Raw genomic sequence first — 25,431 nt, 5'->3', positions numbered from 1 at the left:
GGGCAACGGTCCCCCAAAGCCGCGCTGACCTGGCTATTTGCGAAAGCGTATTCACGGTGCGATCTGGACACCGCGCACGACCTGCTCGCAAGCCGCGGCCACCCGGTCCCTGCCCGCCTGCGTGGCGTACTGGCATCCGATATTGACCTGGACGTTGCCGGCGGCGAAGGCGTACCAGTCGATAGTCCCCGCCTGCCCGGCTTGCCGGTAATAGACGACTTCGCGCCCGGCAAAGCCGGCTTCGGCATTGAAACCCGAATACTGCGAGCCCTGACTGGCTACCTCGCCCTTCAACGAATTGACCCACCGCGCGCGATCGGCCGTAGCGTCGATGGTCAGGGAAGCCTCCTGAACCACGATGGCGTCATCGCCCTTGGGCTGATCGGCCGGCTTGATCAAGGTCTCCCGGAATTCCGGGCGGCCCCCGGTCTGTGCCCAGTCCACGGGAACGGTGAAGGTGTAGTGGTACTGCGCGATGACCTTGCCCGACTGTGCCGAGTCGCCCCGATGAAGCAGGATCAGCGTCCCGGCGACCGCCGCCGCGACCAGCAGCACCGCCCCGCCGATCAACCAGGGCAGCCGGCGAGACCGGCGCCCCGGCACCTTCATGGCCACCGTCCGCATTCCTTGCGGCGGCGTGGGCGGCCGTGGCGGCGGACTCACGGCCGGGGGAGCGACGGCCGGGCGCGGAGCCCGCGGACGGGGGGCGAAGGCCGGGCGGGGAGCGCTGGGGGCGCGGACGAACTCGGTGCGGCGCTCGCCAAGCTGCTGGGGCGCCCGGGCGGGCGCGACCGCGAGCAGCGCGCCGCGCGCGACCACCGTCTCCGGCTGGTCGAGCGTGGTCGGCACGACCCCGGTGCGCTCGTGCACCAGCCGGGAGATCATCGGGATCCGGCTCGAGCCGCCGACCAGGAAGATCGCGGTGAGCTGCTTCGGCCGCAGCCCGGCCTCCTCGATCGCGGCACAGGTGAGCTCCACCGCACGGCTGAGCGGCGCCTGGATGAGCCGCTCCAGATCTTCTCGGGTGACGTGGGCGTCGGCGAACGGCGGCGGCATCGGCACATCCGTGTAGGCGTGCCGCGACAAGGTCTCCTTCGCGCCGCACACGTCCTGCCGCAGCACCCGCCGCCGACGCCGGTCAGCCAGTTCCCGGCCCTCGACGAGCTGGCGCCACGCGTCCGGGTCGGCCGCCGACACCAGACCGCCGACATGTTCGAGCAGGGCCTGGTCCACATCGGCGCCGCCGAAGCTGGGATCGCCCCGGGTGGCCAGCACCTGGAAACCCGTTCTCCTGCCCGGCGTGGCCGGTGGTCTGCTGACCACGCTCACGTCCACGGTCCCACCGCCGAGGTCGAGCACGGCCAGCGTCTCCCCCGGCCGGTTGGACAGCTCCACGGTCCGGTCGCCGACCACCTCCGTGGGCGCGAAGGTGGTGGCGTGGAACACCGCCGCCGCGACCGGTTCCGGCACCAGGGTGACCTCCCGCGCCAGCCCGCCGGCGGCCTGCCGGAGCAGCCGGGTGCGGACCGCGCCCCAGTCGGCGGGATGGGTGAGCACGAGCAGGTCGACCTCGGCGTTGCCGGCCAGCCTGCGCGCTTCGGACACCGCCCTGGCGAGCACCGCATGCACGACATCGGTCACCCTCAGCACCGAGTCGCCCAGCAGCAGCTCGCCCTCGTCGATCCGCCGCTTCGGGTTCGGTTCGTACCGGGACGGGTCCATCGCCGCCTGCCGCTCGGCCTCCTGGCCGACGAACAGGGTGCCGTCGGACGCGGCGTAGACCGCCGAGGACATCAGCGGTTGCCCGTCGATGACCACGACCTGCGGGTCGCGTCCGTTCCTGGCCGCGACCACACAGGTACTCGAGGTCCCGAAGTCGATTGCGACCCGAAACGTCACGCTCCGCTCACTCCGGCTGGATCCACGACACCTGCGTCAGCTGCTTGCCGACCTTGCGGCTGACGAAGTTGCCCCGGCCCGGTGGCATCGGGCCCGGCTTGACGTTACCCAGGAGCTGACCCTCGTCCTTGCTGCCGTTCATCACGATGCCCGGCGCCGCGATCTCCCTCAGCTTGCCGATGATCGGGTCATAGGCGGCCCTGGACGCACCGCCGGTCCGCCGCGCCACGATCATGTGCAGGCCGACGTCCTTGGCCTGGGCCAGGAACTCCGACAGCGGCTTGAGCGGGTTGGACGTCTGGGTGGCGACCAGGTCGTAGTCGTCGACCAGGATGAACAGCTCCGGCCCCTTCCACCAGGACCGGTTGCGCAGCTGCTCCTGCGTCACGTCCGGGCCGGGCAGCCGCCGGGTCATCGAGCCCGCGATGTCCTTCATCATGCCGTCCAGCTGGTTGGCCGACACCGCGTAGCCCAGCAGGTGCGGTTCCTGCACGAAGCCGAGCATCGTGCGCCGGTAGTCGACGAGCACGATGACACCTTCCTTCGCGCTGTACCGCTCGGTGATGCCCCGGGCGATCTGCCGCAGCAGGTTCGTCTTGCCCGATTCGCCGTCGGCGAAGGCGATGAAGTGCGGGTCGGCGTCGAAGTCCAGGTAGACCGGCGCCAGCTCGTCCTCGTTGATCCCGATGGGGACCAGCCTGGTGTGGCGCTGCTTGTCCATGGACAGCACCTCGTCGTAGGTGATCACCTCCGGCAGCAGGCGTACCTGCGGCGCGATCCGCCCCTGCCACGCGGCCTTGATCTTGGCGACCGCGTCCGCGACCCCGGCACCCACCGTCTCCGGGTCGCTGACCCCGTCGATCCTCGGCAGGCCGGTGAGCATGTGCAGCCGCTCCCTGGTCAGACCGCGCCCGGGACGGCCTTCGGGCACGTTCACCGCGACCCGGCGGTCGATGTCGGACTCGCTCGGATCACCCAGCCGCAGCTCGAACCGGGTGCCCAGGACGTCCTTGATCGCCGGGCGGATGTCCGCCCACCGGGTCGCCGAGATGATCACGTGCACACCGTAGGCCAGACCCCGCTGGGCCAGTGCGGTGATCTGCGGCTCCAGCTCCTCGAAGTCGTCGCGGATCGCGCGCCAGCCGTCCACGACCAGGAACGCGTCGCCGAACGGGTCCTGCTCCGGGCTGATCTCGCCACGCCGCTTGCGGTTGCGGAAGTCGGTGATCGAGTCGACGCCCAGCGCGCCGAACAGGCCTTCCCGCTCGTTGGCCAGGGTGTTCAGCTCGGCCACGATCCGCCGCGCCTTGTCCGGCTCACGCCGGGCCACCGCGACACCACCGACGTGCGGCAGCTCGGAAAGCCCGGCGAGCGTGCCACCACCGAGGTCGATGCAGTAGAACTGCACCTCCTCCGGGGTGTTGGCCAGCGTCATGGACATGATCAGCGTCCGCAGCAGGGTGGACTTACCCGACTGGGTACCGCCGACCACCACGCCGTGCCCGGCCGCGCCGGAGAAGTCCGCCCACAACGGATCACGCCGCTGCTCGAATGGCCGGTCCACGATGCCGACCGGCACCTGCAGCTTGCCGTTGCCGAAGAAACCCACCGGCGACAGGCCGCGGTCCTCGGTCGGGTTGAGGTTCGGCAGCAACGTGTCCAGCGAGTTCGGCTCGTTCAGTGGCGGCAACCACACCTCGTGCGCGGGCGGGCCCTGGCCGACGAACCGCTCGACCATGACCTCCAGCTCGGTGGGTTCGTTGCCGCTCTCCTCCTTCTCCTGAACCTGCGCGACCGGCTGCGGCTCGGGTTCCGGCTCCGGCGGCAGCTCCACGAAGTCCGGCACGAACAGCTGCGGCCGCTTGTCGGCGCGGACCACGTTGGCCACCGGCCCCGCCGCCTTCATCCCGGCCGGCCGGTACGGGCCGGACACGTAGGCCGCCTTGAACCGGACCAGTCCACCGCCCTGCGTGCCCAGGTACCCCGAGCCCGGGATCGGTGGCAGCTCGAACGCGTCGGGCACGCCGATCGCCGCCCGCGACTCCGCCGCGGAGAACGTCTTCAAACCGATCCGGTAGGACAGGAAGGTGTCCAGACCACGCAGCTTGCCCTCTTCCAGCCGCTGCGAAGCGAGCAGCATGTGCATCTGCAGCGACCGGCCGACCCGGCCGATCTGCAGGAAGATGTCGATGAAGTCGGGCTTGGCGGTGAGCATCTCGGAGAACTCGTCGATGCAGATGAACAGCGCGGGCAGCGGGTCGAGGTCGGCGCCGTTCTCACGGGCCTTCTCGTAGTCCCAGACGTTCTTGTAGTTGCCCTTGGCCAGCACTTCCTGCCGCCGCGCCACCTCACCGGCGATGGCGTCCTTCATCCGGTCGACCAGGCTGAGGTCGCCGGCCAGGTTGGTGATCGTCGCCGCCACGTGCGGCGCCTTGTCCAGACCGAGGAAGGTCGCACCACCCTTGAAGTCGACCAGGATCATGTTCAGGGTCGTGCTGGAATGCGTGGCCAGCAGGCCGAGCACCAGGGTGCGCAGGAACTCCGACTTACCGGAACCGGTCGCCCCGATGCACAGGCCGTGCGGACCCATGCCCTCTTCCGCCGCCTCCTTGATGTCCAGCTCGACCGGCTGCCCGTGCTCACCGATGCCGAACGGCACCCGGTACTTGTCACGGACCGGCCGTGGCCGCCACGCCTGCTGCACGTCGAAGGTCATCGGGTCGCCCGGGATGCCCAGCAGTTCGAGCAGGGTCGGGTTCGCCAGCAGCGGCTCGTCGTCCCCGGCCTCCTGCGCGGCGACACCCGCGCGGTAGGGCGACAACTTGCGGGCCAGCGCCTCCGCCTCGACCGCGCTGAGGGAGTCGGGCTTGCCGAACCATTCGATGCCGCTGGCGCTGCGCGCGCCGACCCGCGTCTTCTCCACCACCAGCCGCAGGCCACGGCGGGCGGGCAGGTTGCCCAGCGAGTCGGACAGGTCGATCAGGGTCACCCCGACCAGGCCCTCCTCGAGGATGATCTGCTCCTCGCGGGTGACCTCGGCGTCATCGATGACGATCACGATGTGCGGCTGGTCCGGGCTGGGCGTGGCGTTGCGCGAGAACCGCGGCCGCTCACGCAGCTCGGCGTCGAGGAACTGCTCGATCTGCGCCAGCGAACCCGCCATCATCCGCAGCTGCCCGATCCCGTCGGACAACTCGGGGTGCTGGACGTGCGGCAGCCACTTGGCCCACTCCCACTCGGCCTTGGCCCGGCCGGCCGTGGCCACCGCGATGAGCACGTCGTCACAGCTGTGGAAGGTGACCAGCTGTGCCAGCAACGCGCGGGTAAGGCCACGGGTAAGCGTGCGGTCGCCGGACAGGCTGACCGCGGCGAACCCGCGCAGCGTGATCTGGGTGGGCAGGTCCGGCACGATCGAATGCGCGCGGACGAACCGCCGCAGTGCCAGGGTGGCGATCGGCTCCAGCTCGTCGACCGGACCGGTCTGCGGCGGCACCAGGCGCGTGGCCAGCCGGTGCGAGCTGCGGCCGACCCGCAGGTGCAGGAAGTCCGAGTCGTTCTGCCTGCGCTCCCACATCCGGCGGCTGGAGGCCAGCGACCACAGCGCCTGCGGGTCCGGGTGCACCCATTCCAGCGCGGCCCGCTGGTCGGCCATCGCCTCGCGGGCCCTGTCCCGCATCTGGCCGAGGTAGCGCAGGTAGTCCTTGCGGTCCTCGTTCATCTCCGCCTTCTTGGCGCCCCCGCTCCGGCCGCCACCGGCGAACATGCCGCCCATCGACATGATCATCATGAGTGGGAACATCAGGAAGGTCGGGTTGCGCGCGGCCGCACCGCCGCTGGTGAACATCACGACGACCATGCCGAGCGTGGCCACCACCATGACCACCGGCAGCACCTTCTGCACGATGTTGCCGGGGATCGTCCTGGGCACCTCGGGTGGCGGCTCCAGATGAACCTCGCCCCCCGGTGGACGCGGCGCAGCCATCCGTGGCGACTTCTTGAACTGCAGCGTGCTCACCGAAAGGACCCCTCATTCGATCTCGGCAACGCCCCCATGTGAGCCCAGGGGTGGCTCACACGTTAGCGAATCACCTGCCCGCAGAGGGTAAGAGCAGCGGAATTTTCGAGGACCGGCACCTACCGCCATGGCGAGTTCGGTATAAGTAGCCTGCACCATTCTCGAACAGGCAGGGGGCCAGCCGGTGGCTACGGGCACAACGGTATTCAGCAGGGTGACGGTGGTCGCACCACGCACCAGGATCGACGTGGCGCTGCCCGCGGACGTCGCGGTGGCCGACCTGCTGCCGATGCTCCTCGAGATGGCGAGAGAGGCCACCCCCGACGGCGGTGCGCGGCATGGTGGCTGGGTGCTGGCGAAACTGGGCGACGCGCCGCTCGACCCCAGCCGCACCCTGGCCTCGCTCGGCGTCGTCGACGGCGAACTGCTCCAGCTGCGGCGGCGCAACGAGAACCCGCCGCCACCGCTCTACGACGACGTCGTGGACGCGATCGCCGACGCCGAACCGGGCAGCTTCCGCCCCTGGACCAAGGAAACCGCCCGCCGCATCGGCCATATCGCCGGCGGACTGGCGCTGATCGTCGCCGCGTTCGCCCTGTTCATGGGCGGTCCGATGTTCGGCGGCAACGGACTGGCCGCCGCGCTGGCCGCGGGCGTCGCCACGATCGCGTGCATCGCCGTGGGCGCGACCCTGGCCAAGGCATACCAGGCGGAGGCGACCGGCGTCCTGATCGCCGCCGCGGGTGGGCTGCCGTTCGCCTTCGTCGCCGGGTTCTCCGTGGTCCCGGGCCTGACCATCCGGGCCAACCTGCTGCTCGGCAGCGGGCTGGTGGTGATCGTCGCGGCGGTGGCCATCATGATCATGGGCACCGGCATCACGACCTTCATCGCCGCCGCCACCGCCGGGGTCATCGGGGTGCTCGCGTTCACCGTCGCGACCCTCATCGCGCATCCCGCGCCCGGCATCGCCGCCGGCACCGCGGCGGTCTCGCTGGCCGCGATCTCGTTCCTGCCCAGGGCCACCATCTGGCTGGCCAAGCTGCCGTTGCCGCACGTGCCGGGTACCGCCGAGGAACTCAAGGAGGACGACTCCTTCCCGGACTACACCGCCATCGAGCGCCGGACCTCCATCGCGCACAGCTACATGACCGGCCTGCTGATCGGCTGCGGCAGCGCCACGGCGATCGCCGCGATCATCACGGCCACCTCGCCGAAGGTGTTCGGCATCATCACCGCGGTAATCACCACGCTCGTGCTGCTGCTGCGTGCCCGCTCCTACGCCAACGGCGCACAGGCCGTCGCGCTGCTGACCACCGGGATGGTCTCGGCCGCGGGCATCCTGATCGGCTGGCTGTTCTCCCAGAACCCCGCCGGCCGCCTGCTCTGGGTGTTCGGCGTGCTGGTGCTGGTCGCCGCGGGAGCTCTCGTGGTCGGCGTGATCTTCCCGAACCAGCGGTTCTCACCACCGCTGCGCCGGTCCGTGGAGGTGTTCGAGGCCATCTGCATCGCGACGGTGCTGCCGCTGGCACTCGCCGTCATGGACCTCTACACCACGCTCCGGCACGTCTCCTTCAGCTCATGAGGGCCAACCGCACCCGCCCGGCCGGTCTGCACACCCGAACCGCGGCCGTGCTGCTCAGCGCGTCGCTCGGTGCGTTCAGCCCGCTGACCGCCGCCGCCCAGACCGGCTCGGACCTCAGCTGGGCGCCGCCACCGGTGAACATGTCGTTGCTGCCCAACGACCCTGGCCAGCCGGACAAGCAGTACGACAAGAAGAAGGACTGCGTCCAGCGCGACCCCAACAGCAACATCAAGATCCAGGACCGCCCGTGGGGGCAGTCCTACCTCCAGATCGAGCAGGCCCAGAAACTGGTCCAGGCCGGCAAAGGCAGTGTGGGTGGCGGGCTCACCGTCGCCGTCATCGACACCGGGGTGACCAAGCACGCGTACCTGAACGTCGACGGTGGCGGCGACTACGTGCACCCCGACAACGGAACCCAGGACTGCGACGGGCACGGCACCGAGGTGGCCGGCATCATCGCCGCGGACACCCCGCCCAACATCGGGTTCAAGGGTGTCGCACCGGACGCCAAGATCATCTCGATCCGCCAGACGAGCCAGAACTACGCCACCCAGGACCAGCAGTCCGGCGCCAAGCAGGGCAGCCGGGAGCAGGGCGACGGGGCGGGCAACCTGAACACGCTGGCCCAGGCGGTGGTGCATGCCGCCAACCGCGGGGACATCGCCGTGATCAACATGTCGATCGACAACTGCCGGTCCGCCGACATCCCCATGTCGCCGCAGGAACGGGCACTGCAGGCCGCCGTCCACTTCGCGGTCGAGCAGAAGAACATCGTCGTGGTGGCCGCCGCGGGCAACACGTCGGAAACCTGCAAGCAGAACGACGACGCGAACAAGCCACGGTCGATCGTCAGCCCGCCCTGGTTCGCCGACGACGTGCTTTCGGTGGCCGCCATCCAGGAAGACGGCTCGGTCGCGCCGTTCAGCGTGCACGGACCGTGGGTCAGCGTGGCGGCGCCCGGCACGAACATCACCTCACTGGACCCGGCCGACGTGGGCTCGACCGAACTGGCCAACCAGGTGGTCGAGGGCGGCAAACCGGGACCGATCCAGGGCACCAGCTTCGCGGCGCCCTACGTGGCCGGCCTGGCGGTGCTGGTGCGCCAGCAGTTCCCGAACCTCAACGCGCGCCAGGTGATGCGGCGGATCGAAGTGACCGCCCAGCACCCCGGCGCCCCGGGCGGCCGTGACCAGTACATCGGATACGGCGTGGTGAACCCGGTCGCCGCGCTCACCGCGATCGTCCCGGCGGAGGAAGGGGTGGCGCCCGCCGCGGCCAAGCAGTTGCCGTCCGGACTGCCGCCCGCCGCGCACAAGGACTGGACCCCGGCGATCGTGGCACTCGCCGGCACCGGCGGAGGCCTCGTCGTCCTGCTCGTCACTTTGTTCGTGGTCCGGACCATTCGGCGAAATCGTCCCGCCTGATTTCCTCGCCCGGCAAAAGGGCCCCTTTGGTTCCTACCAAAGGGGCCCTTCGTGTCGGGGCTTCAGTTGCCGGAGGAACCGGAGGAGCTCGAGGCAGGCACCTGGCTGTTCTGGGCCGCCTGGTTCACGTTCCTGCCGTTGTCCGGCAGGACCTCGATGTTGTCGTAACTCCGCTGCGCGTCGGCCACGTTCAGGGAAGCGCCCGTCGGCAAGAGCCCGATGATCACGTCCGGAGCCGGCCGGGGCAACGGGTCGTAGAGCCCGAGCCCCTTCGCCGTGTTGACATCCGGGATCCCGTACACCGTGCCGCTGTCGCTGATCAAGCTGAGCGGACCCCTGTTGAAGCTGTCCGCACCCGTCGCGGACTGGACCACGGCCGCCCTGCCGGTCGGCATGTAGAAATGCTCGATCTTCCCCTTCGGGCCCGGCTCGCCGATGTCGAGCGGGGCCTTCCCATCCGGCGTCGGCAGCTTCGAGCCCACGAAGAACGCGGTGTGCGGCTGGTTGTTGACCACGCTCCACCCGAGGCACGCGGTGGGGTACTGCAGCGGGTCGAGCACGGTCGGCGTCACCGCCGGCATCTTGCTCACCGGTACTGCGGCGGGGTCAGTGGGCTGGATCACCGGGACCGAAGTGATCTTGTCCAGGCCCACCTTGGGAATTTCGTTCCGGGAACTGGACGACTGCGCGGCGAAGAGCATCTTGGCCACGCCCTCCGACACCTTCTGGATCCCGTTCTGCAACAGGATGTAGTAGTCGGGAGCCCCCGTGCTGGTCGCCGCGAAAGCACTGCCGACGGTCAAACCCGCCGTCGTGAGTGTGGGAAAACGCGTGGCCCCACCCTTGCCCAGGATGTTCGGCACGGCCAGCGGTTGTTCCGGCGGAATCGAGTTGAGCAGACCGATCGAAACCGGCCGGGGGGTGGCCGCGCTGAGGTTGAAGGCCGTCGTGACCGCGGTGTCGGCCGTATTGACCTCGGCCCGCACCGTGTTGTTCGAGGTCGGGTCGTTGGGATCGGCGGGCCGCCGGTAGATGAGGTACCGCTTCTTGTTCTCCCCCACCGCGTAGATGGCCTGCTCCGGAGCGAGCTCGGTGCCCAGGCTCGGCACCCCGGCGAGCACCGTCGTCTCCCGCTTCGCCTGCGCCAGCTTGACCGAGTCCGGCAGTTGAGGGTTGATCACGAGGTTGTCGCAGACGGACCAGTTGTCGGAGATCCGCTGACCTGCCGTCGGCAGCAGCTGCGGGCCGTCCACGATGCCCGTACGCCGGCCGCGCGGGAGGTCCTTGAGCGAGTCGTCGGGCACCACGGTCGGGTCGGAGACCTGCGCTCCCCCACCCTGCTGCTGTGACATCAGCAGCAGCCTCGCGGACGCGAGGTTGAAGGTGGGCGTCAACGTCTTCGGGGTGCCCGAAACCACATAGATCTGGCCGGAGGTCTTGCCGATGACGATCCCGCTGTCCGGCACCCCCGGAGACGGGCTGAGCAGGCCGTACACCACGAAGCCGACCACGCCCAGCATGCCGAGCAGGAACCCGACGATGGTCGCCCGCCCATGGCTGCGCATGGGATCGTGCAGCATCACCGAGTCGCGCCGGACCAGCGCGGACTGCATGCGCTTCAGCACGAACCGGTATGCCTGGACCTGAGACTTTGTTGTCGGCGTTGATGGCATTCTCGACCTACAGCTCCCCGAGTCGCGGTACGGTTTCGCAGGATAGCGGTACCGGTACCCGGCCAGCGCGGGTTTCTTTCAAACTCCGGCCCAGCCGCTGTCCAGGCACGCAGTACGCACGAGGGGAAGAGAACGCGCGGATGTCCGTCACCACTCCTCCACGCCCAGGCGGCCCAGGCGGACCGCCGCCAAGGGGACGCCCGGGTGGACCACCACCCCGTCAGGGCAGGCCAGGGGGTCCGGCAGGCGGACCGGGAGGCCCCACCGGACCACGCGGGCCAGGCGGACCGGGTGGACCCGGAGGGCCAGGCGGACCCGGACGCCCCTCCGCATCCCAGCCGTCCGAACCGGCTCCGCCACCCGTGGCACCTCCGGCGCGGCGGCGAACGCTCGGGGCAAGCCTCGGCCCGCTGCCGGTCGCCAACCTCGTCGTCCTCGAGGTCGGGCTGGCGATCGGGCTCATCCTGCTCGCGATCGACAAGCACCTGCTCTACGTCGGCGTCGGCGTGCTGGGCGCGACGCTGATCATCGCCATCCTGCGCTGGCGCGGGAAGTGGTTCACCCAGTGGATCGGGCTCACCCTGCGCTACTCGTTCCGGACGCACGACCGGCTGGCGACGCCGCCACCGCCGCCCACCACCGAGCCCATCGCGAAGGAGAACGACGCCGTTACCGGCCCCGAGGACGGCCGTGTCAGCCTCCTGCGGCTGGTGGTGCCGGACCTCGTGGTGGCACACGGGATCGACCACGAACGCCAGGAGGTCGGCCTGGCCTGGCACGAGGGCACGTGGACCGCCGTCCTGCTGGTCGAGCCGGCACCGGCGCTGATCACCCAGGCCGCCGGCGCGCCGAGCCTGCCGCTGTCGTCGCTCGCGCCCTGCCTGGAGGACCGCGGGGTGGTCCTCGATTCGATCCAGATGATCTGGCACACCTACCCGGGCAGCGCCGCGCTGCCCGCCGAGTCGCCCGCGCTCAGCTCTTACCTCGAGGTCCTCGGCCCGCTGCCGGCCGCGGCCCGGAGGACGACCTGGGTGGCCATCCGGCTCGACCCCCGCCGCTGCCCCGCCGCGATCAGGGAGCGCGGCGGCGGTGTCGTCGGGGCGCATCGGGCCCTGATCGGCGCGCTGTCCCGCGTGCGCAACGCGCTCGAGTCGCGCGGGGTGCCGACGAGGCCACTCGACCCGGACGAGTTGCTGCGCGCCGGCATTTCGGCGGCCGAACTCACCGCGGTCACCGGCAACAGCGCCCGGGTGACGATGAAGGAGAACTGGACGAGCGTGACCGCGGCGGGCATCGGGCACGCCAGTTACGCCATCACCGGCTGGCCGAAGGGCAAGATCAGCACCACGCTCAACGCGCTGACCAGCGTCCGCGCACTCTCCGCGACAATCGCCATGTCGATCTCCCCGTCCGACGACGAGGGCCAGATCGGGCTTCGCGGCGTGGTCAGGCTGAGCGCCCGCAACCCCCGCGAACTCGACGGCGCCGACGACCGCCTCAGCACCCTTGCCGACCGTGCCGGCGTCTCCCTCACGCCGCTGCGCGGCCTGCAGGTCGAGGGACTCGCGGCCACTATGCCGATCGGAGGCACCGCGTGAACAGTCTTCTGGCAGGCCGCGGCCGCCAAGGTGACCACCAGGCGCGTCCCAGTTCTCGGCGGCGCACCCTTCTCGATCATGTGACTCAGGTTCTCGAGGAGTGCCCTGTCGGCCCGATCGCGATCGCGCGCGAAATCGCGGAGGGGGCAGCGTGAGTTTGCGGCTACGTGACCCTGGGCGGAACAACGGGGTAGCCCCGGAGTTCACCGTGGACCCCACCCTCCTGGACGCGATCAGCCCGTCCGGCGACCGCGGCGGCATCGTGGTCGGGTCCGGGCTGAAGGGCGAACCGCTGACGATCTCCGCGCTGTGTTCGACGCCAACCAGGATCGTGCTGGTCGGCGGGCTCTACCTGGCCCGGCAGGTGGCGCTGCGGGCGATGGCCGTCGGGGCCTGGTTGGTCATCGCGACCGGACGGCCGGCGGCCTGGCAATCGCTGCCCAAGGCGGCCGGAAGCCAGCCCAACGGGCGGCCCTCCCCGCTGGTGCAGATCCGGCGGCTCTCGCCGGTCGAACTGCCCCGGCCGTCCGAGGACGCGCCACTGCTCGTCGTCACGGACGGAGGGCCGACCCCGCAGGATCTGTTCCCGCCGCGGTCGCCCTGGCAGACGACGGTCTACGTACTGCCGTACCTGCATCCGCAGGCGACCACGATCGCCAACGCCGCGGACATCGTGCTGATGCAGCGGCTGCCCGTCGGGCAGGCCGAACTGGCCGCGCGCATCTGGCGCCTGCCTCCGCAGATGATGCGCCAGCTCACCACGCTCAAGGACGACCAAATGGTCGCCCTTGGCCAGAACCTGTGGCGCCCGCTGCGCCTGGTCACCACCCAGAAGGAGCAGCAACTGCTGGGCCCCATCCGCCGCGGCGACTGACCCCGAGGACTCGCGAGTCCCCCACCGGCGACCCGCGAGTCGGCCTTTGGCGACGGGTGAGTCGGCCTTTGGCGACACGCGAGTCGGGCCTTCGGCGCGCGCGAGTCCCCTATTCCGCGCGCCTGAGTTCCACATTCGCCGCGCGGTTATCCACAACTTATCCACAGATTTCCCGAACGCCCGACGCTCCTGGCGGAATGCGACAACGTCGTCACATGGAGTCGTTGCGGTTACGGGGCCGTACCCGTACCCAGCTTCGCCGTGTTCTCAGTGAGTACGCGCTGCGCGGTGGCGATGGAGGACGGGTCCGGCACAGCAGTTCAAGATTCTCGACATCTCCGGGCGCGAGCTCGACCGGCTCGATTTCGCCTGGCCGGAGCTGCGAATCGCGGTCGAGTACGACGGCTACGCGGCCCACGAAAGCCGGTGGGAACGTGGTGCCGATCGGGAGGAGGACCTCCGTCGGAGCGGGTGGATCGTCATTCGAGGACGACGTGCGTGACCCGGCCCGGCTGATCGCCGCGATCAACGCCGCCTTCCGCGTGCGAGGGCTGGCAGGCCTGGTCAGAACCCAAACCGCATCCCCGCACCATGCCCACAAGACCGGGGACGGTCCCGCACACCCACGACCGCCGTCGTGGTCGGGGTATTTTCCGGTCCGCGCCCTACACGCCAGAACGTCGAACTCGCACACCGGGAATTTGGGACACCACGCACGACAGGAGCGCGGGACACGCGCGGTCAGGGTAGGCGGAGCGCGCGGGTTGTGTCGGCGCGGGCGGCGAGTTCGGCGTCGGGCGGGTAGTCGACGGCCACCAGGGTCAGGGCGTGCGGGGGTGCCACATGGCTGTGGCGGGCACCGGTTCGCAGCAGCTGCGCGGGCCAGACGGCGTCCCGCCTGCCGTCTCCGACCTGGAGCAGGGCGCCGACCAGGCTGCGCACCATCGAATGGCAGAAGGCGTCGGCGGAGACCTCGGCCTCGATGAGGTGATCGTCCTGCCGGTGCCAGGTGAAGCGCTGCAGCTCGCGGATCGTCGTGCTACCCTCCCGCCGCTTGCAGAAAGCCGCGAAGTCCTGGAGCCCGAGCAACGCCGCGGACGCCTCGTTCATCGCCGGGATCGACAGGGAACGCCCCCACGCCAGGGTGTCGCGACGGCGTAAGGGATCCACCCCCCAGGGCGCGTCGGACACCCGGTACCGGTAATGCCGCCGAACCGCGGAGAACCTGGCGTCGAAACCCGGCGGCATGACGCGGGCATCGAGCACGCGCACATCCGGCGGCAGGTACCGGTTCCACCGCCGGCACATTCGGGCCAGCTCCGGCACGCCCTGCTCGCCCACGACCACGTCGACATGCACGACCTGCCCGGCGGCATGAACGCCGGCATCCGTGCGACCGGCGACCACGACGGAACGCGGCACCGACACCCCGGGCGGCTGCTTGGCAAGAGCGTCCTCGAGCAGGCCTTGGACCGTACGCCGGCCAGGCTGGCGGGCCCAGCCGGAAAAGTCCGTGCCGTCGTAGCTGACGTCCAGGCGAAGACGAACGAGCCCGCCGTCCCCGGAGGGCGCGACGGGCTCGTCGACGGGACTATCCAATCAGGACTCGTCCTTCTTGGACTCGGCCGCGGAAGCGTCCTCCGCACCCTCGGCGGGCTCCGCCGTGGCGTCGGTGGTCGCCGACACGGGAGCCTCGGTGTCCTGGTCGGACTCCGCGGCCTCGGCGACCTCCTCGGTCTCGGTCTCGGCAGCAGCTTCGGCTTCGGCCTCGGTCTGGGTCTCGGCAGCAGCCTCGTCCTTGGCGAACCGGGTGCCACGCGCCTTCTCGGCTTCCGCGGTCACGGTCTTCTCGGCCACCAGCTCGATCACCGCCATCGGGGCGTTGTCGCCCTTGCGCGGCAGCGTCTTGGTGATCCGGAGGTAACCACCGTTGCGGTCCTCGAAGTGCGGGCCGATCTCGGCGATCAGCTTGTGCACCACGTCCTTGTCGCGGATGACACGCATGATCTGCCGCCGGTTGTGCAGGTCGCCACGCTTCGCCTTGGTGATCAGCTTCTCGGCGAGCGGGCGCACCCGGCGGGCCTTGGCCTCGGTCGTGGTGATCTTGCCGTACTCGAACAGCGACGTGGCGAGGTTCGCCAGGATCAGCCGCTCATGGGCCGGCGAGCCGCCGAGGCGGGGGCCCTTCGTGGGGGTGGGCATTACTTCTCCTCATCGAATGCTTGCCGCGTGTAGGCGGCCTAGAGCTGCTCGGTCTCCGCGTAGTCCTGGCCGTCGTCGTGGCCATTGTCCGAAATCCCGTCGACGCTCTCGGACCAGCTTTCGCCGTCGTAGCTGACGGCGGCCGCGGTCGGGTCGAACCCGGGCGGGCTGTCCTTGAGCGAAAGACCGAGGCCGACCAGCTTCAGCTTCACCTCGTCGATCGACTTCGCGCCGAAGTTGCGGATGTCGAGCAGGTCAGCTTCGCTGCGCGAAACCAGCTCGCCCACGGTGTGGATACCCTCACGCTTGAGGCAGTTGTACGACCGGACGGTCAGATCCAGATCCTCGATCGGCATCGCGTAGGCGGCGATGGTGTCCGCCTCCTGGGGCGACGGGCCGATCTCGATGCCCTCGGCGTCGACGTTCAGCTCGCGAGCGAGGCCGAACAGCTCCACCAGCGTCTTACCGGCCGACGCGACCGCGTCCCGCGGCGTGATCGACGGCTTGGTCTCGACGTCCAGGATCAGCTTGTCGAAGTCGGTGCGCTGCTCGACACGGGTCGCCTCGACCTTGTAGGTGACCTTGAGCACCGGCGAGTAGATCGAGTCGACCGGGATCCGGCCGATCTCCGCACCCGCCTGCTTGTTCTGCAGCGCCGGCACGTACCCACGGCCGCGCTCGACGACCAGCTCGATCTCCAGCTTGCCCTTGCCGTTCAGCGAGGCGATGTGCAGATCCGGGTTGTGCACGGTGACCCCGGCCGGCGGCACGATGTCCGCGGCGGTGACCTCGCCGGGCCCCTGCTTGCGCAGGTACATGGTGACCGGCTCGTCCTCCTCGGAGGACACGACCAGCTCCTTGAGGTTCAGGATGATGTCGGTGACGTCTTCCTTCACCCCCGGGACGGTGGTGAACTCGTGCAGCACGCCGTCGATGCGGATGCTGGTCACGGCCGCCCCCGGAATGGACGACAGCAGGGTCCGCCGCAGCGAGTTGCCGAGCGTGTAGCCGAAGCCCGGCTCCAGCGGCTCGATGGTGAAGCGGGACCGCGTCTCGTTGATCGGCTCCTCGGACAGGGCCGGTCGCTGGGAAATCAGCACTTTCTTTCTTCCTTTCCTGCCGGCGCCCGCCATATGACGCCGAAAGGTGTGGCGCGGCGGGGACGGGCATCCGGCCCGCCCCCGCGGTCGATCACTTCGAGTAGAACTCGACGATCAGCTGTTCCTGCACCGGAACCTCGATCTGCGCCCGCTCCGGGAGCTGGTGCACGAGGACCCGCAGGTTGGACGGCACGACCTGCAGCCAAGCCGGGATCGGCCGGTCACCGAAGGACTCCTTGGCGGCGACGAACGGCAGCGTCGACAGCGACTTCGGCCGCACGTCGATGATGTCCCACTTGTTCACCTGGTAGCTGGGGATGTTCACCTTCTGGCCGTTGACCAGGAAGTGCCCGTGGCTGACCAGCTGGCGGGCCTGGCGGCGGGTGCGGGCGATGCCCGCGCGGTAGATCACGTTGTCCAGCCGGGACTCCAGGATCTGCAGCAGGTTCTCACCGGTCTTGCCGGTGCGCCGCGCGGCTTCCTTGTAGTAGCGGCTGAACTGCCGCTCCAGAACGCCGTAGGTGTGGCGGGCCTTCTGCTTCTCCTGCAACTGGAGCAGGTACTCGCTCTCCTTGACCCGGCCGCGGCCGTGCTGGCCGGGCGGGTACGGGCGGCGCTCGAAAGCCTGGTCGCCGCCGATGAGGTCAACCTTGAGACGCCGCGAGATACGGGTCGCGGGGCCGGTGTAACGAGCCATCTGTGCTTACTCCTCCCCGTTCCTCAGACCCGGCGCCGCTTGGGCGGGCGGCAACCGTTGTGCGGCTGCGGGGTCACGTCCTGGATCGTGCCAACCTCGAGGCCGGCGGCCTGCAGCGAGCGGATCGCCGTCTCGCGGCCGGAACCCGGGCCCTTGACGAACACGTCGACCTTCTTCATGCCGTGCTCGGCGGCCTTGCGGGCGGCGTTCTCCGCGGCCATCTGGGCGGCGAACGGAGTGGACTTCCGCGAGCCCTTGAAGCCGACGTGGCCGGAGGACGCCCACGAGATCACCGCGCCGGTGGGGTCGGTGATCGACACGATCGTGTTGTTGAACGTGCTCTTGATGTGCGCGTGGCCGTGCGCGATGTTCTTCTTTTCCTTCCGCCGGACCTTCTTGGCCCCGGCGGTACGTGACTTGGGTGGCATGTGTGGGTGGTTCTCCTCGTTAACGCGGGTCGTTGTCGCGGGCGGCCGCGGTGGCGTTTTCCCTGGCTTCGCGCTGGCCGCGCCGGATCAGCGTGCCGGCGTCGGTGTACAGGTTGCGAAGGGCCATGGGCCGGGCATAGAGCGCCTTGGGCGATACGCACGAGGTCCGGGCCAGGCGCTGCCCGCCCAGGACGACCTTCTTGCCCTGGACGCTCATTTCTTGCCAGCCTTCTTCTTGCCGGCGACCGTCTTCTTCGGCCCCTTGCGGGTACGGGCGTTGGTCTTGGTCCGCTGGCCACGGACGGGCAGCCCGCGACGCCAGCGAAGGCCCTCGTAACAGCCGATCTCGATCTTGCGCCGGATGTCGGCGTTCACCTCGCGGCGAAGGTCACCCTCGACCTTGAAGTTGTCTTCGATGTAGTCCCGCAGTTTGACGAGGTCGTCGTCGGTCAGGTCCCTGACCCGGGCGTCCGGGCTCAGCGCCGTCGCGGCGATGGTCTCCTTGGAACGGGTACGGCCGATGCCGTAGATGTAGGTCAGCGCGATCTCCAGCCGCTTCTCGCGGGGAAGGTCGACGCCGGCGAGTCGTGCCATGGCGAGTAGTGCTCCTTCTGGTTTCCTTGTCGCTCCAGGTGTGCTCCCCGCCCGGTTCCGGGACCGACTCGCTGTCGTCGCCCGCCGCTTACGCGGCCGGGCATCCCGGCCCCGGCCTGGAATCCGGGGGTGGGACCGGACCGTTACCGGTCCGGCAGGTACGGGGAGGTTGTCCGGTCAGTCAGCTCTGCTGGCCGGTGATCAGCCCTGACGCTGCTTGTGCCGCAGGTTCTCGCAGATCACCATGATCCGGCCGTGCCGGCGGATCACCTTGCACTTGTCGCAGATCTTCTTGACGCTAGGCTGAACCTTCACGTCTCCTGCTCTTTCTCTTTGGCGGCGGCGCGCTCAGCGGCGGCATCCTGCCGCCCCTCGAGGTCCGCCACTTGTCTCTTGATCCGTTGCTCGCCGTCGTCACTTGTAGCGGTAGACGATCCGGCCACGGGACAAGTCGTAGGGCGAGAGCTCCACGACGACCCGGTCCTCAGGCAGGATACGGATGTAGTGTTGCCGCATCTTGCCGCTGATGTGCGCCAGGACCTTGTGGCCGTTCTCCAACTCGACTCGAAACATCGCGTTGGGGAGTGGCTCGACCACGCGACCCTCGACCTCGATGGCCCCGTCCTTCTTAGCCATGTCCCTCCGCGTTTCGTGGTTGGTTGAGCAGCGTCTGGCTTCCAGCGTGGTTCGGCGCACACACCCCACCCCGACTCCAAAGACGCGAGAATTCACGAGCGCGCTGGACTCGGCGTGATGAGTACGCCAGCTTGACAGTGTACGCACGCCGTGTCGTGCACCGAAACCCGGGGTGAGGTGTGGTAGCCGCTACTACTGGGCCGGTTCGGTAAGGACCCAGGGGCCGTCGGCGGTGATCGCTACCGTGTGTTCCCAGTGGGCCGCCCGCGACCCGTCCGCGGTGATGACGGTCCAGCCGTCGTCCAGCTCGACGGTCTTGTTCGTGCCCCTGGTCAGCATCGGCTCGATCGCCAGCGTCACGCCGACCTCGAGCCGGGGCCCCTTGCCGGGCTTCCCGACGTTCGGCAGGAACGGCTCCATGTGCATCTCCCGGCCGATGCCGTGCCCGCCGTACTCGATGATCTGGCCGAAGTCGCCCGCCTGGGTGGCCGCCGTCTCCACCGCGTGCGAGATGTCGGTGAGCCTGCCGCCCGGGACCGCGGCCTTCACCCCGGCCCACATCGCGTTCTTCGTCGCCTTCGACAGCGCCAGGTCCTCCAGCGCCACCGACCCGACCGCCAGGGTGACCGCGGAGTCTCCGTGCCAGCCGTCCAGGATGGCGCCGCAGTCGACCGAGATCAGGTCGCCGTCGGCGAGAACCGCGCCGCGCGACGGGATGCCGTGCACGATCTGCTCGTTGACCGACGCGCAGATCGATGCCGGGAAGCCGTGGTAGCCCTTGAAGGAGGGCACTGCCCCCGCGTCGCGGATGGTCTGCTCGGCGAGCGCGTCCAGTTCGGCCGTGCTGACGCCCGGTTTGGCCGCCGCACTGATCAGGGCGAGCGTCTTGGCCACGATGATCCCGGCGGCCCGCATCGCCTCCAGCTGGCCCGGCGACTTGACCTCGATCGTGCGACGGCGGCGCAACAAGTTCAGCACCGAGGACTCACGCGCGGGCGCGCAGTGCGTTCAACACCCGGGAGGCGACCTCGTCGACTTCCCCGACCCCGTCCACGGTGATCAGGACGTCGGCGTAGTGGTTTAGCAGCGGGGCCGTGTCCGACAGGTAGACCTGCTGGCGGCGGCGGATGACCTCTTCGGTGTCGTCCGAGCGGCCACGCGACATCAGCCGCTGCACGACGACGTCCTCGGGCACCGACAGCTGGATCACCGCGTTCAGGCTGGTGCCCTGCTCGGCCAGGATGCTCTCGAGCACCTCGGCCTGCTTCGTGTTGCGCGGGAACCCGTCGAGCAGGAAACCGGCCTTGGCGTCCGGCTCGGTCAGCCGCTCACGGACCATCTCGTTGGTCACGGTGTCGGGCACCAGCTCACCGGAGTCGAGGTAGCGCTTGGCTTCTTTCCCGAGCGGGGTCTGCTGTGCGACATGCGCCCGGAACAGCTCACCGGTCGAGATGTGCGGCACGGACAGCTTCGCCGACAGCGCCTCCGCCTGGGTACCCTTTCCCGCTCCAGGCGGGCCGACAAGAACCAGGCGCGTCATCGGAGGAACCCTTCGTAGTTGCGCTGCATGAGCTGGCTTTCGATCTGCTTCACGGTGTCCAGGCCGACACCGACCATGATCAGCACAGCCGTACCACCGAACGGGAAGCTTTGGTTGTTCCCCTGCTGGGTGATCGACAGGAAGAAGTTCGGCAGGATCGCGATGATGCCGAGGTAGATCGATCCGGGCAGGGTGATCCGGCCGAGCACGAAACTCAGGTACTCCGCGGTCGGGCGGCCGGGACGGATGCCGGGGATGAAGCCACCGAACTTCTTCATCTCCTCGGCGCGCTCGTCCACGTTGAACGTGATCGTGATGTAGAAGTACGTGAAGAAGATGATCAGGCCGAAGTACAGCAGGACGTGCACCCAGTTGCCCTGGTTGATCACGTAGTTCTGCAGGAAGACGTACCAGCCCGCGGTGTTGCCCGACCCGCCGATCAGCTGGCTGATCAGCTGCGGCAGATACAGCAGTGAAGACGCGAAGATGACCGGGATGACACCAGCCTGGTTGACCTTGATCGGCAGGTAGGTCGAGGTGCCGCCGTACATCCGCCTGCCGATCATCCGCTTGGCGTACTGCACCGGGATCCGGCGCTGGCCCTGCTCGACGAAGATGACGCTGGCGATGATCACCAGGCCGAACACGCACACCAGGGCGAACACCAGGCCACCCTGGCCGCTCATGATGTTGGCGCCCTCCGCCGGGATCCGGGCGGCGATATTGAGGAAGATCAGCACGGACATGCCGTTGCCGACACCCCGCTCGGTGATCAGCTCACCCAGCCACATGATCACCGCGGTGCCCGCGGTCATCGTGATCACGATGACCGCCAGGGACCAGATGCTGTTGTCCGGGATGACCGACTCGGTGCAGCCCTGGAACAGCGTGCCGCGGTCGGCGAGCGCGACCACCCCGGTGGCCTGCAGGATCGCCAGCGCGATCGTCAGGTACCGGGTGTACTGGGTCAGCTTGTTCTGCCCCGCCTGGCCTTCCTTCTTCAGCTCCTCGAACCGCGGGATCACCACGGTGAGCAGCTGGATGATGATGCTCGCCGTGATGTACGGCATGATGCCGGTCGAGAAGATCGACAGCTGCAGGAGCGCTCCGCCGCTGAACAGACTCAGCAGCGAATAGACACCCGTCTGGTCGGCCTGCGCACTACATGCCTGCACGTTGGGATAGGACACCCCGGGCGCCGGCGTGACCGCACCGATCCGGTACACGGCCACGATCAGCAGCGTGAACAGGATCTTCTTGCGCAAGTCCGGAGTAGCGAAAGCCGAGCGGAAGGCGCTGAGCACGCGGGGAACCTCCTCGGCGTCGCCGACTCCTCGTCGGCGATCGACTGGGCCGGCCAGGGTGACCGGCGGGAACACAGTGCAACTGGGTAGTCACTGGGCAACCCAGCAACGCTTCGGGGCACAGTTGTCCCGAAGCGTTTTGCCGACTCTAACAGTCGACGGCCGGGCACCCGCACACAGGATCCCCCCTGCGCGCGGAAACGGCCCGCCCGGGCGAGCCGGGCGAGCCGTTTCGGAACACGGTGGTCAGGCGGTGGCGACCGAACCGCCCGCCGCCTCGAGCTTCTCCTTGGCGGAGTTGGAGAAGGCGTCGGCGGTGACGTCCAGTTTGACACCGTTGACGTCGCCGTTGCCGAGAACCTTCACCAGCTTGCCCTTGCGGACCAGGCCACGCGCGGCGAGGTCCTCCTTGGAGACCTTGCCACCGTCGCCGAACACCCGGGCGATGTCGCCCACGTTCACCGGCTGGTACTCGGTGCGGAAGCGGTTCTTGAAGCCACGCAGCTTCGGCAGCCGCATGTGGATGGGCATCTGCCCACCCTCGAAGGCCGGCGACACGTTCTTGCGCGCCTTGGTGCCCTTCGTACCGCGACCGGCCGTCTTACCCTTGGAGCCTTCACCACGCCCGACCCGGGTCTTGTCCGTCTTCGCGCCGGGCGCGGGCCGCAGGTGGTGGATCTTGATGGCCGTCATTGGCTGACCTCCTCGACTTCCACCAGGTGGCGCACGGTGTGCACGAGGCCACGGACCATGGGCGTGTCCTCCCGGACCACGGACTGGCGGATCTTGCGCAGCCCGAGGGTCCGCAGGGTGTCCCGGTGGTTCTGCTTGGTGCCGATCTTGCTGCGCACCTGGGTGATCTTCAGCTGAGCCATCGCTAGACTCCCTGTCCCGCACGCAGGCGCAGCATCCGGGCCGGCGCGACGTCCTCGAGCGGCAGGCCACGGCGGGCCGCCACCTCCTCGGGACGCTGCAGGCCCTTGAGTGCCGCCACGGTCGCGTGCACGATGTTGATCGCGTTGTCACTGCCGAGCGACTTGGACAGCACGTCGTGCACGCCCGCGCATTCCAGCACCGCGCGCACCGGGCCACCGGCGATCACACCGGTACCGGCGCTGGCCGGACGGAGCAGGACCACACCGGCGGCGTCCTCGCCCTGGATCGGGTGCGGGATGGTGCCGGCGATGCGAGGCACGCGGAAGAAGTTCTTCTTCGCCTCCTCGACACCCTTGGCGATCGCCGCGGGCACCTCCTTGGCCTTGCCGTAGCCGACGCCGACCTGCCCGTCGCCGTCCCCGACGACGACCAGTGCGGTGAAGCTGAACCGGCGGCCGCCCTTGACCACCTTGGCGACGCGGTTGATCGCCACCACGCGCTCGAGGTGCGGGGTCTTGTCCTGGCCGGCCCCGCCACGGCCACTGTCGCGACGGTCCCTGCGCTCACGACGGTCGCCGCGGTCGTTACCGCCCTGGCCGCCTTGACCGCCCTGACCGCCGCCGAATTGCCGTGTACGTCCCGGCATCAGGCGTTCCTTCCGTTCTCGCGAATCTGCATCTTCTAGAACTCCAACCCCGCCTCGCGGGCGGCGTCGGCCAGCGCGGCGATCCGGCCGTGGTAGTCGTTGCCACCGCGGTCGAACACCACGCTGGAGATGCCCGCGTTCTTCGCGCGGGCGGCCAGAAGCTCGCCGACCTTGGCGGACTTGGCCTTCTTGTCGCCCTCCAGCGCACGCACGTCCGCCTCCATGGTCGACGCCGCGGCCAGGGTGTGGCCGGCGATGTCGTCGATCAACTGGGCGTAGATGTGCCGCGAGGAGCGCTTCACCGACAGCCGGGGCCGCTGCTCGGTCCCGCTGACCTTCTTGCGAAGCCGGAAGTGACGGCGCGCCTTCGCGACGCGGCGCCGGGTCGAAACGTCCTTGCCGATCGGCTTCCGCTTCTTCGCCGACGGCTGAGCCGTAAATGTGCCCTGCGTCTCGCTCATGATCACTTACCCGTCTTTCCGACCTTGCGACGGATGCGCTCACCCTCGTAGCGCAGCCCCTTGCCCTTGTACGGGTCGGGACGGCGCAGCCGACGGATCACCGCGGCCGTCTGGCCGACCTTCTGCTTGTCGATGCCGGACACCGAGAACCGCGTCGGGGTCTCCACCTTGAAGGTGATGCCTTCGGGCGCCTCGATCAGCACCGGGTGGCTGTAACCGAGCGCGAACTCGAGGTCCTTGCCCTTGGCCTGCACGCGGTAACCGACGCCGTGGATCTCGAGCTTCTTCTCGTACCCGTCGGTGACCCCGACCACCAGGTTGTGCACGAGGGTGCGGGTCAGGCCGTGCAGCGCCTTGCTCTCGCGCTCGTCATTCGGCCGCCTGACCTGCAGCGTGCCGTCCTCGTCCCGCTCGACCCTGATCGGCTCGGCCACGGTGTGCGACAGGGTGCCCTTGGGGCCCTTCACCTCGACGTGCTGGCCGTCGATGGTCACCTCGACCCCGGAAGGGACGGGGATCGGCAGCTTTCCGATACGTGACATGCCTGTGCTCCCTTCCCTTACCAGACGTAGGCGAGGACTTCCCCGCCCACTCCGTTGCGCTTGGCCTGCCGGTCGGTCTGGAGACCGGAGGAGGTGGAGATGATCGCGATGCCGAGGCCGCCCAGGACGCTGGGCAGCTCGGTCGACTTGGCGTACACCCGCAGGCCGGGCTTGGACACCCGCCGCAGGCCGGCGATGCTGCGCTCACGGTTACGGCCGTACTTCAGCTCGACGACCAGGTTCTTGTGCTTCTCACCCGGCTCCGAGCGGTAGCTCGCGATGTAGCCCTCGCGCTTGAGGATGTCCGCGATGTTCTGCTTGAGCTTCGAGTGGGGCAGCACGACCTCGTCGTGGTACGCCGAGTTGGCGTTGCGCAGACGCGTCAGGAAGTCTGCGATCGGGTCGGTCATCGTCATGGTGACCTGTCAACCTTTCTCGCCTGGTTCCCTCTCACCTCGGGTCTGGGTGTCCCAGAAATCGCCGAGAGGGCCTGTGGCGAATTTGGGAGTATTACCAGCTGGACTTGCTGACGCCGGGCAGTTCGCCCCGGTGCGCCATCTCACGGAGGCACACGCGGCAGAGTCCGAACTTGCGGAACACCGAGTGCGGCCGGCCACACCGGTTGCACCGGGTGTACGCGCGCACCTTGAACTTCGGCTTGCGGGCCGCCTTGGCGATCAGAGCCTTCTTGGCCATCAGTTCTCCTTGAACGGGAAGCCGAGCTTGCGCAGCAGCGCGCGGCCCTCGTCGTCATTGGTCGCGGTGGTGACAACCGTGACGTCCATGCCGCGCGGGCGGTCGATGGAGTCCGGGTTGATCTCGTGGAACATCGACTGCTCGGTGAGCCCGAACGTGTAGTTGCCGTTGCCGTCGAACTGCTTTGGCGAAAGCCCACGGAAGTCACGGATACGCGGCAGCGCGATGGTCAGCAGCCGGTCCAGGAACTCCCACATGCGGTCGTTGCGGAGGGTGACCTTCGCGCCGATCGGCATGCCCTCGCGCAGCTTGAACTGCGCGATGGACTTGCGGGCCCGGACGACGGCCGGCTTCTGGCCGGTGATGGCCGACAGGTCGCGGACCGCGCCGTCCATCAGCTTCGCGTCGCGGGTCGCCTCGCCGACGCCCATGTTGACGACGATCTTGGTCAGCCGCGGGATCTGCATGACGTTGGCGTAGCCGAAGCCCCGCTGGAGCTCGGGGACGATCTCCTCGCGGTACCGGGCCAGCACGCGGGGCAGCTCACGGGTGGGTGCACTCATGACGGTCAGAGGTCCTTACCGGTGCGCCGCGAGACCCGGATGCTGCGGCCTTCCTCGTCCTTGCGGTAGCCGACCCGGGTC

General features: G+C 69.0%; 29 protein-coding genes. 5 read left to right on the top strand and 24 right to left on the bottom strand.

What is annotated here, in order from left to right:
* Nucleotides 1-51: 51 nt before the first annotated feature.
* The gene (locus tag VJT49_RS30610; RefSeq protein ID WP_324168444.1) at nt 52-1,899 is read right to left on the bottom strand and encodes a type VII secretion-associated protein; all 1,848 of its coding nucleotides are present in this window, start codon (nt 1,897-1,899) and stop codon (nt 52-54) included.
* 7 nt (nt 1,900-1,906) lie between these two features.
* Nucleotides 1,907-5,914 carry a type VII secretion protein EccCa gene (gene eccCa, locus VJT49_RS30605; RefSeq protein ID WP_324168443.1) on the bottom strand — a complete coding sequence of 1,336 codons (4,008 nt, stop codon included), beginning with the start codon at nt 5,912-5,914 and terminating at the stop codon, nt 1,907-1,909.
* 214 nt (nt 5,915-6,128) lie between these two features.
* Between eccCa and eccD the strand changes: the two genes are divergently transcribed.
* Both eccD and mycP read left to right on the top strand, forming a co-directional pair.
* Nucleotides 6,129-7,496 (top strand): type VII secretion integral membrane protein EccD, encoded by a 1,368-nt coding sequence (gene eccD, locus VJT49_RS30600; RefSeq protein WP_324168442.1) that lies wholly within the window; start codon nt 6,129-6,131, stop codon nt 7,494-7,496.
* Complete coding sequence (mycP, locus tag VJT49_RS30595) at nt 7,493-8,920, top strand: type VII secretion-associated serine protease mycosin (RefSeq protein WP_324168441.1); 1,428 nt, start codon at nt 7,493-7,495, stop codon at nt 8,918-8,920. Before eccD ends, mycP begins: the two co-directional genes overlap by 4 nt.
* A 62-nt stretch (nt 8,921-8,982) precedes the next feature.
* Here mycP and eccB read toward each other — a convergent pair whose 3' ends face one another.
* Nucleotides 8,983-10,593, bottom strand: a complete 1,611-nt coding sequence (eccB, locus tag VJT49_RS30590; protein WP_324168440.1) for a type VII secretion protein EccB — start codon at nt 10,591-10,593, stop codon at nt 8,983-8,985.
* Between the two features lie 147 nt (nt 10,594-10,740).
* Nucleotides 10,741-10,953 carry a hypothetical protein gene (locus VJT49_RS30585; RefSeq protein ID WP_324168439.1) on the bottom strand — a complete coding sequence of 71 codons (213 nt, stop codon included), beginning with the start codon at nt 10,951-10,953 and terminating at the stop codon, nt 10,741-10,743.
* Nucleotides 10,954-10,955: 2 nt separating this feature from the next.
* Between VJT49_RS30585 and eccE the strand changes: the two genes are divergently transcribed.
* The 3 genes from eccE to VJT49_RS30570 all read left to right on the top strand — a co-directional run bounded on the left by eccE (nt 10,956) and on the right by VJT49_RS30570 (nt 13,567).
* The gene (gene eccE, locus VJT49_RS30580) at nt 10,956-12,191 is read left to right on the top strand and encodes a type VII secretion protein EccE (protein ID WP_324168438.1); all 1,236 of its coding nucleotides are present in this window, start codon (nt 10,956-10,958) and stop codon (nt 12,189-12,191) included.
* Nucleotides 12,192-12,342: 151 nt separating this feature from the next.
* Nucleotides 12,343-13,065 (top strand): hypothetical protein, encoded by a 723-nt coding sequence (locus VJT49_RS30575; RefSeq protein WP_324168437.1) that lies wholly within the window; start codon nt 12,343-12,345, stop codon nt 13,063-13,065.
* 325 nt (nt 13,066-13,390) lie between these two features.
* Nucleotides 13,391-13,567: a DUF559 domain-containing protein gene (locus VJT49_RS30570; RefSeq protein WP_324168579.1), complete on the top strand. Its 177-nt coding sequence runs from the start codon at nt 13,391-13,393 to the stop codon at nt 13,565-13,567.
* Nucleotides 13,568-13,806: 239 nt separating this feature from the next.
* Here the strand turns inward: VJT49_RS30570 and truA are convergent, their stop codons facing one another.
* From truA to rplE, 20 genes are all read right to left on the bottom strand, one after another.
* Nucleotides 13,807-14,601 (bottom strand): tRNA pseudouridine(38-40) synthase TruA, encoded by a 795-nt coding sequence (gene truA / locus VJT49_RS30565; RefSeq protein WP_324168578.1) that lies wholly within the window; start codon nt 14,599-14,601, stop codon nt 13,807-13,809.
* Between the two features lie 63 nt (nt 14,602-14,664).
* Nucleotides 14,665-15,267 carry a 50S ribosomal protein L17 gene (gene rplQ / locus VJT49_RS30560; protein ID WP_324168436.1) on the bottom strand — a complete coding sequence of 201 codons (603 nt, stop codon included), beginning with the start codon at nt 15,265-15,267 and terminating at the stop codon, nt 14,665-14,667.
* A gap of 38 nt (nt 15,268-15,305) precedes the next feature.
* Nucleotides 15,306-16,367, bottom strand: a complete 1,062-nt coding sequence (locus VJT49_RS30555; RefSeq protein ID WP_324168435.1) for a DNA-directed RNA polymerase subunit alpha — start codon at nt 16,365-16,367, stop codon at nt 15,306-15,308.
* Nucleotides 16,368-16,458: 91 nt separating this feature from the next.
* Entirely contained in the window at nt 16,459-17,064 is a 606-nt protein-coding gene (gene rpsD / locus VJT49_RS30550; RefSeq protein ID WP_324168434.1) for a 30S ribosomal protein S4, read from the bottom strand.
* Between the two features lie 23 nt (nt 17,065-17,087).
* On the bottom strand, nt 17,088-17,492 hold the full coding sequence (gene rpsK / locus VJT49_RS30545; RefSeq protein ID WP_324168433.1) for a 30S ribosomal protein S11: 405 nt from the start codon (nt 17,490-17,492) through the stop codon (nt 17,088-17,090).
* A gap of 19 nt (nt 17,493-17,511) precedes the next feature.
* On the bottom strand, nt 17,512-17,709 hold the full coding sequence (locus VJT49_RS30540; RefSeq protein ID WP_324168432.1) for a hypothetical protein: 198 nt from the start codon (nt 17,707-17,709) through the stop codon (nt 17,512-17,514).
* Nucleotides 17,706-18,086 (bottom strand): 30S ribosomal protein S13, encoded by a 381-nt coding sequence (gene rpsM, locus VJT49_RS30535; RefSeq protein ID WP_324168431.1) that lies wholly within the window; start codon nt 18,084-18,086, stop codon nt 17,706-17,708. Before rpsM ends, VJT49_RS30540 begins: the two co-directional genes overlap by 4 nt.
* 201 nt (nt 18,087-18,287) lie before the next feature.
* Nucleotides 18,288-18,401, bottom strand: a complete 114-nt coding sequence (gene rpmJ, locus VJT49_RS30530) for a 50S ribosomal protein L36 (RefSeq protein WP_004558882.1) — start codon at nt 18,399-18,401, stop codon at nt 18,288-18,290.
* A 99-nt stretch (nt 18,402-18,500) separates the two neighbouring features.
* Nucleotides 18,501-18,722 (bottom strand): translation initiation factor IF-1, encoded by a 222-nt coding sequence (gene infA, locus VJT49_RS30525; RefSeq protein ID WP_004558881.1) that lies wholly within the window; start codon nt 18,720-18,722, stop codon nt 18,501-18,503.
* Nucleotides 18,723-18,914: 192 nt separating this feature from the next.
* The gene (gene map, locus VJT49_RS30520) at nt 18,915-19,691 is read right to left on the bottom strand and encodes a type I methionyl aminopeptidase (protein WP_324168577.1); all 777 of its coding nucleotides are present in this window, start codon (nt 19,689-19,691) and stop codon (nt 18,915-18,917) included.
* Nucleotides 19,692-19,707: 16 nt separating this feature from the next.
* Nucleotides 19,708-20,262 carry an adenylate kinase gene (locus tag VJT49_RS30515; protein ID WP_324168430.1) on the bottom strand — a complete coding sequence of 185 codons (555 nt, stop codon included), beginning with the start codon at nt 20,260-20,262 and terminating at the stop codon, nt 19,708-19,710.
* The gene (gene secY, locus VJT49_RS30510) at nt 20,259-21,566 is read right to left on the bottom strand and encodes a preprotein translocase subunit SecY (protein WP_324168429.1); all 1,308 of its coding nucleotides are present in this window, start codon (nt 21,564-21,566) and stop codon (nt 20,259-20,261) included. The genes VJT49_RS30515 and secY overlap by 4 nt, the downstream gene beginning before the upstream one ends.
* Before the next feature lie 246 nt (nt 21,567-21,812).
* A complete protein-coding gene (gene rplO, locus VJT49_RS30505; RefSeq protein WP_324168428.1) occupies nt 21,813-22,259 on the bottom strand; it encodes a 50S ribosomal protein L15 in 447 nt (148 codons plus the stop codon).
* Nucleotides 22,256-22,441: a 50S ribosomal protein L30 gene (rpmD, locus tag VJT49_RS30500; RefSeq protein WP_324168427.1), complete on the bottom strand. Its 186-nt coding sequence runs from the start codon at nt 22,439-22,441 to the stop codon at nt 22,256-22,258. Before rpmD ends, rplO begins: the two co-directional genes overlap by 4 nt.
* A gap of 2 nt (nt 22,442-22,443) precedes the next feature.
* Complete coding sequence (gene rpsE, locus VJT49_RS30495) at nt 22,444-23,088, bottom strand: 30S ribosomal protein S5 (protein ID WP_324168426.1); 645 nt, start codon at nt 23,086-23,088, stop codon at nt 22,444-22,446.
* A 35-nt stretch (nt 23,089-23,123) separates the two neighbouring features.
* On the bottom strand, nt 23,124-23,549 hold the full coding sequence (gene rplR / locus VJT49_RS30490) for a 50S ribosomal protein L18 (RefSeq protein WP_324168425.1): 426 nt from the start codon (nt 23,547-23,549) through the stop codon (nt 23,124-23,126).
* Between the two features lie 2 nt (nt 23,550-23,551).
* Nucleotides 23,552-24,091, bottom strand: a complete 540-nt coding sequence (gene rplF, locus VJT49_RS30485) for a 50S ribosomal protein L6 (protein WP_324168424.1) — start codon at nt 24,089-24,091, stop codon at nt 23,552-23,554.
* 17 nt (nt 24,092-24,108) lie between these two features.
* On the bottom strand, nt 24,109-24,507 hold the full coding sequence (rpsH, locus tag VJT49_RS30480) for a 30S ribosomal protein S8 (protein ID WP_324168423.1): 399 nt from the start codon (nt 24,505-24,507) through the stop codon (nt 24,109-24,111).
* A 94-nt stretch (nt 24,508-24,601) separates the two neighbouring features.
* Nucleotides 24,602-24,787, bottom strand: a complete 186-nt coding sequence (locus VJT49_RS30475) for a type Z 30S ribosomal protein S14 (RefSeq protein WP_027940989.1) — start codon at nt 24,785-24,787, stop codon at nt 24,602-24,604.
* Entirely contained in the window at nt 24,787-25,350 is a 564-nt protein-coding gene (rplE, locus tag VJT49_RS30470; protein WP_324168422.1) for a 50S ribosomal protein L5, read from the bottom strand. The genes VJT49_RS30475 and rplE overlap by 1 nt, the downstream gene beginning before the upstream one ends.
* Between the last annotated feature and the right edge of the window lie 81 nt (nt 25,351-25,431).

It is taken from the genome of Amycolatopsis sp., from assembly GCF_035276945.1.
Classification (GTDB): Bacteria; Actinomycetota; Actinomycetes; order Mycobacteriales; family Pseudonocardiaceae; genus Amycolatopsis_E.
Note: the sequence above shows the minus strand (reverse complement) of the source record. Positions and strands in the feature narration are given on the sequence as shown.

Bases quoted from the DNA above. Each gene is read 5' to 3' on its own strand.
- mycP (WP_324168441.1), top strand. From the start codon at position 7,493: ATGAGGGCCAACCGCACCCGCCCGGCCGGTCTGCACACCCGAACCGCG.
- eccB (WP_324168440.1), bottom strand. From the start codon at position 10,593: ATGCCATCAACGCCGACAACAAAGTCTCAGGTCCAGGCATACCGGTTC.
- rplQ (WP_324168436.1), bottom strand. From the start codon at position 15,267: ATGCCCACCCCCACGAAGGGCCCCCGCCTCGGCGGCTCGCCGGCCCAT.
- rpsD (WP_324168434.1), bottom strand. From the start codon at position 17,064: ATGGCTCGTTACACCGGCCCCGCGACCCGTATCTCGCGGCGTCTCAAG.
- rpsK (WP_324168433.1), bottom strand. From the start codon at position 17,492: ATGCCACCCAAGTCACGTACCGCCGGGGCCAAGAAGGTCCGGCGGAAG.
- VJT49_RS30540 (WP_324168432.1), bottom strand. From the start codon at position 17,709: ATGAGCGTCCAGGGCAAGAAGGTCGTCCTGGGCGGGCAGCGCCTGGCC.
- rpsM (WP_324168431.1), bottom strand. From the start codon at position 18,086: ATGGCACGACTCGCCGGCGTCGACCTTCCCCGCGAGAAGCGGCTGGAG.
- infA (WP_004558881.1), bottom strand. From the start codon at position 18,722: ATGGCTAAGAAGGACGGGGCCATCGAGGTCGAGGGTCGCGTGGTCGAG.
- VJT49_RS30515 (WP_324168430.1), bottom strand. From the start codon at position 20,262: ATGACGCGCCTGGTTCTTGTCGGCCCGCCTGGAGCGGGAAAGGGTACC.
- rplO (WP_324168428.1), bottom strand. From the start codon at position 22,259: ATGACGGCCATCAAGATCCACCACCTGCGGCCCGCGCCCGGCGCGAAG.
- rpmD (WP_324168427.1), bottom strand. From the start codon at position 22,441: ATGGCTCAGCTGAAGATCACCCAGGTGCGCAGCAAGATCGGCACCAAG.
- rpsE (WP_324168426.1), bottom strand. From the start codon at position 23,088: ATGCCGGGACGTACACGGCAATTCGGCGGCGGTCAGGGCGGTCAAGGC.
- rplR (WP_324168425.1), bottom strand. From the start codon at position 23,549: ATGAGCGAGACGCAGGGCACATTTACGGCTCAGCCGTCGGCGAAGAAG.
- rplF (WP_324168424.1), bottom strand. From the start codon at position 24,091: ATGTCACGTATCGGAAAGCTGCCGATCCCCGTCCCTTCCGGGGTCGAG.
- rpsH (WP_324168423.1), bottom strand. From the start codon at position 24,507: ATGACGATGACCGACCCGATCGCAGACTTCCTGACGCGTCTGCGCAAC.
- VJT49_RS30475 (WP_027940989.1), bottom strand. From the start codon at position 24,787: ATGGCCAAGAAGGCTCTGATCGCCAAGGCGGCCCGCAAGCCGAAGTTC.
- rplE (WP_324168422.1), bottom strand. From the start codon at position 25,350: ATGAGTGCACCCACCCGTGAGCTGCCCCGCGTGCTGGCCCGGTACCGC.